The 8,606-nt window shown below is 65.0% G+C and carries 8 protein-coding genes; 3 read left to right on the top strand and 5 right to left on the bottom strand.

The window, feature by feature from the left end:
- Nucleotides 1-145 precede the first annotated feature (145 nt).
- The gene (locus M1B35_RS31240; RefSeq protein WP_123331437.1) at nt 146-934 is read right to left on the bottom strand and encodes an AraC family transcriptional regulator; all 789 of its coding nucleotides are present in this window, start codon (nt 932-934) and stop codon (nt 146-148) included.
- An 87-nt stretch (nt 935-1,021) separates the two neighbouring features.
- On the opposite strand from M1B35_RS31240, the gene M1B35_RS31235 reads away from it, so the two are divergent.
- Complete coding sequence (locus M1B35_RS31235; protein WP_123331440.1) at nt 1,022-2,020, top strand: bile acid:sodium symporter family protein; 999 nt, start codon at nt 1,022-1,024, stop codon at nt 2,018-2,020.
- Between the two features lie 54 nt (nt 2,021-2,074).
- Here the strand turns inward: M1B35_RS31235 and lysA are convergent, their stop codons facing one another.
- Nucleotides 2,075-3,307, bottom strand: coding sequence for a diaminopimelate decarboxylase (gene lysA / locus M1B35_RS31230; RefSeq protein ID WP_268263994.1), 1,233 nt, complete (start codon nt 3,305-3,307; stop codon nt 2,075-2,077).
- 127 nt (nt 3,308-3,434) lie between these two features.
- Between lysA and M1B35_RS31225 the strand changes: the two genes are divergently transcribed.
- Nucleotides 3,435-4,334: a LysR family transcriptional regulator gene (locus tag M1B35_RS31225; RefSeq protein ID WP_268263993.1), complete on the top strand. Its 900-nt coding sequence runs from the start codon at nt 3,435-3,437 to the stop codon at nt 4,332-4,334.
- A gap of 82 nt (nt 4,335-4,416) precedes the next feature.
- Nucleotides 4,417-5,772, top strand: coding sequence for a chromate efflux transporter (chrA, locus tag M1B35_RS31220; protein WP_268263992.1), 1,356 nt, complete (start codon nt 4,417-4,419; stop codon nt 5,770-5,772).
- Between the two features lie 93 nt (nt 5,773-5,865).
- Here the strand turns inward: chrA and M1B35_RS31215 are convergent, their stop codons facing one another.
- From M1B35_RS31215 to M1B35_RS31205, 3 genes are read right to left on the bottom strand one after another with little or no spacing between them, the layout of a single operon-like run.
- A complete protein-coding gene (locus M1B35_RS31215; protein ID WP_123331446.1) occupies nt 5,866-7,047 on the bottom strand; it encodes an acetyl-CoA C-acetyltransferase in 1,182 nt (393 codons plus the stop codon).
- Between the two features lie 14 nt (nt 7,048-7,061).
- A complete protein-coding gene (locus tag M1B35_RS31210; RefSeq protein WP_123331448.1) occupies nt 7,062-7,721 on the bottom strand; it encodes a CoA transferase subunit B in 660 nt (219 codons plus the stop codon).
- Between the two features lie 37 nt (nt 7,722-7,758).
- Nucleotides 7,759-8,457 (bottom strand): CoA transferase subunit A, encoded by a 699-nt coding sequence (locus M1B35_RS31205; protein ID WP_123331450.1) that lies wholly within the window; start codon nt 8,455-8,457, stop codon nt 7,759-7,761.
- Between the last annotated feature and the right edge of the window lie 149 nt (nt 8,458-8,606).

Here is an 8,606-nt window from a genome sequence, read left to right as displayed (position 1 = left end):
TGGCTTGCCAGCGATAGCGCCTGTGAGCTCGCCATCGCCGGCAAGCCGGCTCCCACAGAGGCCAGGCGCCTCACCGCGCGTTCCCACGGTCCCCCGTGGGAACGCCTCCTAGGCTGCTCCGCGTCCCGCTCTTGCTGGGCAGGGGCTAGCGGAAGTATTCGCCGGGGGTGGTGGCGAATTGTTGGCGGAAGGCGGCGATAAAGGCGGAGGTGGAGTCGTAGCCGCAGGCCAGGGCCACGTCGGTGACGCGTTCGCCCTGTTCCAGCGGCGTCAGTGCCCCGAGCAGGCGCAGGCGCTGGCGCCAGGCGCGGAAGGTCAGGCCGGTCTCGGCGAGGAACAGCCGGCTCAGGGTTTTCTCCGTCACCCCCAGTTTCTGGCCCCACTGGCTCAAGGTGGTGGCCTGTTCCGGGTGCTGTTGCAGGCTGCGGCAGATCTGCCGCAGGCGCGCGTCGTGGGGCAGCGGCAGCATCAGGTCCAGTTGCGGCGCAGCGGCCAACTGGTCCAGCAGCACTTGGGCCAGGCGTCCTTCGGCCGCGTCTTCGGCGTATTCCACCGGCAGCTCGCTGAAACTGCGGATCAGCTCCCGCAGCAGGCTGCTCACGGCCAGCACCTGGCAGCGCTCGGCGGCCCAGGCGGTGACGCTGCAATCCAGGTACAGGCTGCGCATTTCCGTGCGCGGCGAACTGAACACCTGGTGCGGCATGCCCGCCGGAATCCACACCGCCCGTTGCGGTGGGGCGACAAAGCGCCCGGCGCTGGTCTGCACCTCCAGCACCCCGGCAATCGCATAGGACAGTTGCACCCACGGGTGGCTGTGGCGCCGGGTCAAGGCGCGGTTGGGCAGGGATTCGGTGCGACCGTAAATCGGTCGCGGCAGGCTGGGAAGCCCTGGAATACTGCGCCGAACGGCTTTTTCATGTCCTTTAGTCGGCATTTACTGGCTCATTGGCGTTAGTCGGCAAACAGCGAGCACGTTAGAGTCGCTCCACGGTTTTTGGCAACCCCCTGGATGATCCTGCCCATGAAGCTTTCCCGTCTGTTACCCGACACCTTCACCATGACCCTGGTTGCGGTGGTCCTGCTCGCCAGCTTCCTGCCCGCCAGCGGCCAGGTGGCCGTGGGCTTTGGCTGGCTGACCAACATCGCCATTGCCCTGCTGTTTTTCCTCCACGGCGCCAAGCTCTCGCGGGAGGCGATCATTTCCGGAGCCGGCCACTGGCGCCTGCACCTGTTGGTGTTCGGCCTGACCTTTGTGCTGTTCCCGGTGCTGGGCCTGGCCCTCAAGCCGCTGCTGTCGCCGTTGGTAGGCAACGAGCTGTACCTGGGCATGCTCTACCTGTGCGCTTTGCCGGCCACAGTGCAGTCGGCGATCGCCTTCACTTCCCTGGCCCGGGGCAACATCCCGGCGGCGATCTGCAGTGCCGCGGCCTCCAGCCTGTTCGGCATCTTCCTTACGCCGCTGCTGGTGACGTTGCTGCTCAATGTTCACGGTGACGGTGGTTCGACCGTGGATGCGATCCTCAAGATCAGCGTGCAACTGCTGCTGCCGTTCGTGGCCGGGCAGATTGCCCGGCGCTGGATCGGTGCCTGGGTCGGGCGCAATAAAAGCTGGCTGAAATTCGTCGACCAGGGTTCGATCCTGCTGGTGGTCTACGGCGCCTTCAGCGAAGCGGTGAACGAAGGCATCTGGCAGCAGATTCCGCCCTTGGAACTGCTGGGCCTGGTGCTGGCCTGTTGCGTGCTGCTGGCCCTGGTGCTGTTGGCGTCGAGCCTGCTGGGCAAGGCCTTTGGCTTCAGCCAGGAAGACCGCATCACCATCCTCTTCTGCGGTTCGAAGAAGAGCCTGGCCACCGGCGTGCCCATGGCCCAAGTGTTGTTCGCCGGCAGCACCATCGGCGTGTTGATCCTGCCACTGATGCTGTTCCACCAGATCCAGCTGATGGTCTGCGCGGTGTTGGCCCAGCGTTACGCCAAGCGCCCGGAGTCGGTGCCGGAACTTATGGCCCAGGTCGATCCCTGAGGCCAAAAAAAAGCCCCGCTGCGCAGTCCGCAGCGGGGCTTTTTCATGCCTGGGTCAAAGCCCCAGTTCCAGCTCCAGCAGGTCACTCAGGGGCTGGCGACGGCGGATCAAGCGGGCTTCACCGTTTTCGAACAACACCTCCGGCAGCAGCGGCCGGCTGTTGTAGTTGGACGACATGCTGGCGCCATAGGCACCGGTGTCGTGGATCACCAGCAGATCACCGACCTGGGCTTGCGGCAGCAGGTGCGGGGTCAGGGCCTGGTCGTCCTGGGTGAAGATATCGCCGGACTCGCACAGCGGGCCGCCGACCACGCTCAGGCGCTCGGGACGCTGCACCGGCTGGCCGTCGGCACCCAGCAGGCTCATGCCGTGGTAGGCGCCGTACATGGCCGGGCGCATCAGGTCGTTGAAGCCGGTGTCCACCAGCACGAAGTGATGCTGGCCGGCGTCTTTCACCACCCGCACTTCACTCACCAGGCAACCGGCCTCGGCCACCAGGAACCGCCCCGGTTCGATTTCCATGCGCACCTTGTGCCCGAGGAAGGCTTCGATCTCCTGGCGGGCCTGGCTCCAGGCAGCGGCGTAGCGCTGTACGTCCACTGGTTCGTCGCCTTCGCGATAAGGCGTGGACAAGCCGCCGCCGATGGAGAAGGCCTCGATGTCGTGGTCCAGGGCTTTCACCGCCGCGACCATGGCTGCGCCGACCTGCTCCAGGTGGGCGTAATCCACGCCGGAACCGATGTGCATGTGCAGGCCCACCAGGTGCAGGCCGTGCTGGCGGATCACGGCCAGGGCGTCATCCATCTGCTCGTGCCAGATACCGTGCTTGCTGTTTTCGCCGCCGGTGTTGGTTTTGCGGCTGTGGCCGTGGCCGAAGCCGGGGTTGATGCGCAGCCACACCCGATGGCCCGGGGAGCGCTCGCCCAGTTGGCGCAGCATGTCGATGGAACCGGCGTTGACCTCGATCTGCAACTCCACCACCCGCGCCAGGGTCGGGGCGTCGAACAGATCGCAGGTGAACACCACCCCAGCCGGATCGCCCGCTGGGCTGAAGCCGGCCAGCAGGGCGCGCTCGATTTCCCCCAGGGACACCGCATCGACCTGCACCCCGGCTTCGCGGATCAGGCGCAGCAGGTGCAGGTTGGACGAGGCTTTCTGCGCATAGCGCACCACGTCGAAGACGTGCAACTGGGCGATGCGCGCCTGGATGGTGGCGGCGTCATAGCACCACAGCGGGGTGCCGTGCTGGCGAACGGCGGCGGTCAGTTGTGCGGGGGAGAAGGGCATGGCGATCTGCTGTTGGCGGCCTAAAGGAGAGGGCCAGCATGCCCAAGGCGAGCTATTCAATAAAATATCTATTTTTTGTCAGTCGATTCAGTTCTGATATGGGTCTGGTTTTTCCTGGAGTCCAACCGTGCAGATTTCCCTGCGGCATATCGAGGTGTTTCGCGCCATCATGCAGGCCGGCAGCGTCACCGGCGCGGCGCGCCTGCTGTTCACCTCGCAACCGACCCTGAGCCGTGAACTGGCCCGGCTGGAGAGCCTCTCCGGGCTCAAGCTGTTCGACCGCGAAGGCGGCCGTCTGCTGCCCACGGCCCAGGCCATGCTGCTGTTCGAAGAGGTGGAGCGGGCGTATCTGGGCCTGGAGCGGATCAACAGCCTGGCCCAGTCGATGCGGCGTTTCGAACACGGCCAGTTGAGCATCACCTGCCTGCCGTTGTTCTCCCAGACCCTGCTGCCCCGGGTGTTCAAGCATTTTCAACACCAGCACGCCGGCATCGGCCTGAGCATCACCGCCCAGGAGTCGCCCCTGCTCGAAGAGTCTCTCAGCGCCCAGCGCCATGACTTGGGCCTGACCGAAAACGAGCATGTGCCGCGCGGAACCCAGGGCGAGCTGCTGTTCTGTGCCGACATGGTCTGCGTGCTGCCGGACGGGCATCCGCTGCTGGCCAAGGCGCAACTGGCCCTGGAGGATTTCCAGGGCGTGGACTTTATCAACCTTTCCGGCCTGGACCTGTACCGCCAGACCCTCGACGAACACTTTCGCCAGGCCGGCGTCGACCGTCGAGTGGTGGTGGAAACCACCAGCGCCGCTTCGGTGTGTGCCATGGTCCGGCAGCGCCTGGGGGTGGCGATCATCAACCCGCTGACGGCGCTGGAAGAGCAGGGCCGAGGGCTGGTGATCCGCCCATTGCAACTGTCGATTCCCTACCGGGTGATGCTGATCCGCCCGGACTACCGACCCTCGTCGAGCTTTGTCGAAGCCTTCTGCGTGTCATTGCGTGAGGAGGCGTTGCGCCTGACAGGGTCGTAGAGGCGTTTGCTGTCTTGGTGCTTTCACGCTTTAGCCGTAACGTGGCGGCTTGCGACTGCCCCAAACTGTCCAGGAACGCACCATGCCTGACGCCGCCCCGCCGATTGCCCCTTCAGCCGCGCCGCCGGCGCCTGTCAGCCTGGCGCAAGCCTTCTGGTTCTGGCTCAAGTTGGGCTTTATCAGCTTCGGTGGGCCGGCCGGGCAGATTTCGATCATGCACCAGGAGCTGGTGGAGCGCCGTCGCTGGATCTCCGAAGCACGATTTCTGCATGCCCTGAACTACTGCATGTTGCTGCCCGGGCCCGAAGCCCAGCAACTGGCGACCTACATCGGTTGGCTGCTGCACCGGACCCGTGGCGGCATCATCGCCGGCTTGCTGTTTGTGCTGCCGTCGCTGTTTATCCTGATTGCCCTGTCGTGGCTGTACATCGCCTTGGGCGACGTGCCGGTGGTGGCCGGGGTGTTTTACGGGATCAAGCCGGCGGTGACCGCGATCGTGCTCCAGGCCGCGGTGCGCATCGGCTCGCGGGTCTTGAAAAACCAGTGGCTGTGGGCGATTGCCGGGGCCTCGTTCACCGCCATCTTCGCCTTCAACGTGCCGTTCCCGCTGATCGTATTGGGGGCGGCATCGCTCGGTTATCTTGGAGGGCGCCTGGCCCCCCGGGCCTTTGCCGGCAGCGGCCACGGCCCGGCGAAAAAGGCCGGCGCCCCGGCGCTGATCGATGACCACACGCCCACCCCGGAGCACGCCCGTTTCAGCCCCTGGAAACTGGCCCGGCTGGTGGTAGTGGGGGCGTTGTTGTGGGCGCTGCCCATGGCCATCCTGACCCTGCTATTCGGCTGGCACGGCACCCTGACCCAGATGGGTTGGTTCTTTACCAAGGCGGCCTTGCTGACCTTCGGCGGTGCCTACGCGGTGCTGCCCTATGTCTATCAGGGCGCAGTGGGCCATTACGGCTGGCTGACGCCGACCCAGATGATCGACGGCCTGGCCTTGGGGGAAACCACCCCCGGACCGCTGATCATGGTGGTGGCCTTTGTCGGCTTTATCGGTGCCTATGTGTTGCAGGTGTTCGGGCCGCAGCAGGCTTTCCTGGCGGGTGCGGTGGCGGCGGGGCTGGTGAGCTGGTTCACGTTTCTGCCGTCATTCGTGTTCATTCTCGCCGGCGGCCCGCTCGTGGAGTCGACCCACAACGTGCTCAAGTTCACCGCGCCCTTGACCGGGATTACCGCAGCGGTGGTGGGGGTGATTGTCAACCTGGGGTGCTTTTTCGCTTATCACGTGCTCTGGCCGAACGGCTTCAACGGCCCATTGGACATGCCTTCGGCGTTGATTGCGCTGGCGGCGGCGTTGGCGTTGCTGGTGTTCAAGCGCGGGGTGATTCAGGTGTTGCTCGGCTGCGGTTTGGCGGGGTTGGCGGTGCATGTGTGGGGGTAGGCAGGACCCCGACGCACCGAGGGTGCGCCGGGGGTGTTGCCACCCGGCCGGAGGATATCGTGGGTCCGCCAGCCGGGCGTTGAACCTGTGGGGTCAGGCCCGTTCGATGGCCAGCGCCACGCCCTGGCCGCCGCCGATGCACAAGGTCGCCAAGCCTTTCTTGGCGTCGCGCTTGAGCATCTCGTGCAGCAGGGTCACCAGCACCCGGCAACCCGAGGCACCGATGGGGTGGCCGATGGCGATGGCGCCACCGTTGACGTTGACCTTGCTCGCGTCCCAACCCAGCTCCTGGCCCACCGACAGCGCCTGGGCGGCAAAGGCTTCGTTGGCTTCGATCAGGTCCAGTTGCTCCAGGGTCCAGCCGGCCTTGTCCAGGCAGCGGCGGGTGGCCGAGACCGGGCCGATGCCCATGATCGCCGGGTCGACACCGGCGTTGGCATAGGCGGCGATTTTCGCCAGCACCGGCAGGCCCAGGGCCTGGGCCTTGGCCGCGCTCATCAGGATCACTGCCGCCGCGCCGTCGTTCAGCGACGAGGCGTTGCCGGCGGTGACGCTGCCGTCCTTTTTAAAGGCCGGCTTGAGTTTGCCCAGGGATTCGGCCGTGGTGCCGGCCCGTGGCTGCTCGTCCTGAGCGAAGGCCACCGGGTCGCCCTTGCGCTGGGGAATCAGGATCGGGGTGATTTCATCGACAAAACGCCCGCCCTCGATGGCGGCCACGGCTTTCTGTTGCGAGGCGGCGGCAAAGGCGTCCTGGGCTTCACGGCTGATGCCGAATTTGTCCACCAGGTTTTCGGCGGTGATGCCCATGTGGTAGTCGTTGAACGCGTCCCACAGGCCGTCGCTGATCATCGTGTCGACCAGTTGGCTATGGCCCATGCGCAAGCCGGTGCGGGCGCCGGGCATGACGTAGTTGGACAGGCTCATGTTTTCCTGGCCGCCGGCGATGATCACCTCGGCGTCGCCGCAGCGGATGGCCTGGGCCGCCAGGTGCAGGGCCTTGAGGCCGGAGCCGCAGACTTTGTTCAGGGTCATGGCCGGCACGGCGTGGGGCAGGCCGGCCTTGATCGCGGCCTGGCGTGCCGGGTTCTGGCCAGCGCCGGCGGTGAGCACCTGGCCCATGATCACTTCATCGACCTGGGCACCGTCCAGGCCGGTTTGCGCCAGCAGTTGGCGGATGACGGCAGCACCCAGGTCTACGGCGCTGATGTTGGCCAGGGAGCCCTGGAAGCTACCGACGGCGGTACGGGTGGCGGCAACGATGACGACGTCTTGCATGGAATCATTCCTCCTCAGGCGAACTGCATTTCAGGCACATGGTCCGGCACGATCAGCTTGCCGGCGGTCTTGCTGACGATTTCCTCGACGCTCACCCCAGGGGCGCGCTCCTTGAGGATAAAGGCGCCGTTCTCGATCTCCAGGTAGGCCAGGTCGGTCAACACGCGCTTGATGCAGTTGGCACCGGTCAGCGGCAGGCTGCAACGGGGCAGGAGCTTGGATTCGCCGTCTTTCGAGGCGTGGGTCATGGTGACGATGATGTTCTCGGCACCTGCCACCAGGTCCATGGCGCCGCCCATGCCTTTGACCAGCTTGCCGGGGATCATCCAGGAGGCGATGTTGCCTTCCACGTCCACCTCGAAGGCCCCCAGCACGGTGAGGTCGATGTGGCCGCCACGGATCATGGCGAAGGATTCGGCGGAAGAGAAGATCGAGGCACCGGTGCGGGCGGTCACGGTTTGCTTGCCGGCGTTGATCATGTCGGCGTCGACTTCGCTCTCGGTGGGGAAGGCGCCCATGCCCAGCAAGCCGTTTTCCGATTGCAGCATGACTTCCATGCCATCGGGGATGTAGTTGGCCACCAGGGTCGGAATGCCGATGCCGAGGTTGACGTAGTAGCCGTCCTGCATTTCGCGGGCGACGCGTTGAGCCATTTGTTCGCGGGTAAGAGCCATGTTTGTTGTCCTTTTTAGTCGGGCTGGGAGCGGGCAATCACTTGCGCACGGTGCGCTGTTCGATGCGCTTCTCGAAGGTGCCGCAGATGACCCGGTCGACGTAAATGCCCGGGGTGTGGATCTGCGTCGGGTCCAGCTCGCCCGGCTCGACGATTTCTTCCACTTCGACCACGGTGATCTTGCCTGCAGTGGCCGCCAGGGGGTTGAAGTTCTGGGCGGTGTGGCGGTACACCACGTTGCCGAAATGGTCGGCCTTCCAGCCTTTGACGATGGCGAAGTCACCAGTGATGGACTCTTCCATCAGGTACGGGCGGCCATTGAATTCACGGGTTTCCTTGCCGTCGGCAACGGGGGTGCCGACGCCGGTGGCGGTGAAAAAAGCCGGGATGCCGGCACCGCCTGCGCGCATTTTTTCCGCCAGGGTGCCTTGGGGGGTCAGCACCACTTCGATTTCGCCGCTGAGCAGTTGCTTCTCGAACAGGGCGTTTTCACCCACGTAGGAGGCGATCACCTTGCGGATCTGCCGGTCTTCCAGAAGCACGCCGAGGCCGAAGCCATCCACGCCGCAGTTGTTGGAGACCACTGTCAGCTCGCGAGTGCCGCGGCGCTTGATCTCGGCGATCAGGTTCTCGGGAATGCCACACAGGCCGAAGCCGCCGGCCAGTACCGTCATGCCGTCTTCCAGACCTTCCAGAGCCTCGGCGTACGACGCTACGCGTTTATCGAAACCTGCCATATGCACCATCCTCTCTTGTTGTTCGCGGTCGGCGGAGAAGCCGAATGAGTCGCAGTGTTGCGCTGCCGGATTGATTTGTTAAGTTGTTTTTTAGGGTTGATTGATTTAGAAAACGGGATAATAGTCTCAAGCGGCAAGCGGCAAGCGGC

The organism is Pseudomonas morbosilactucae (assembly GCF_023241665.1).
In the GTDB taxonomy this organism is placed as follows: Bacteria; Pseudomonadota; Gammaproteobacteria; order Pseudomonadales; family Pseudomonadaceae; genus Aquipseudomonas; species Aquipseudomonas morbosilactucae.
This window is presented reverse-complemented; position numbering and strand designations above follow the sequence as displayed.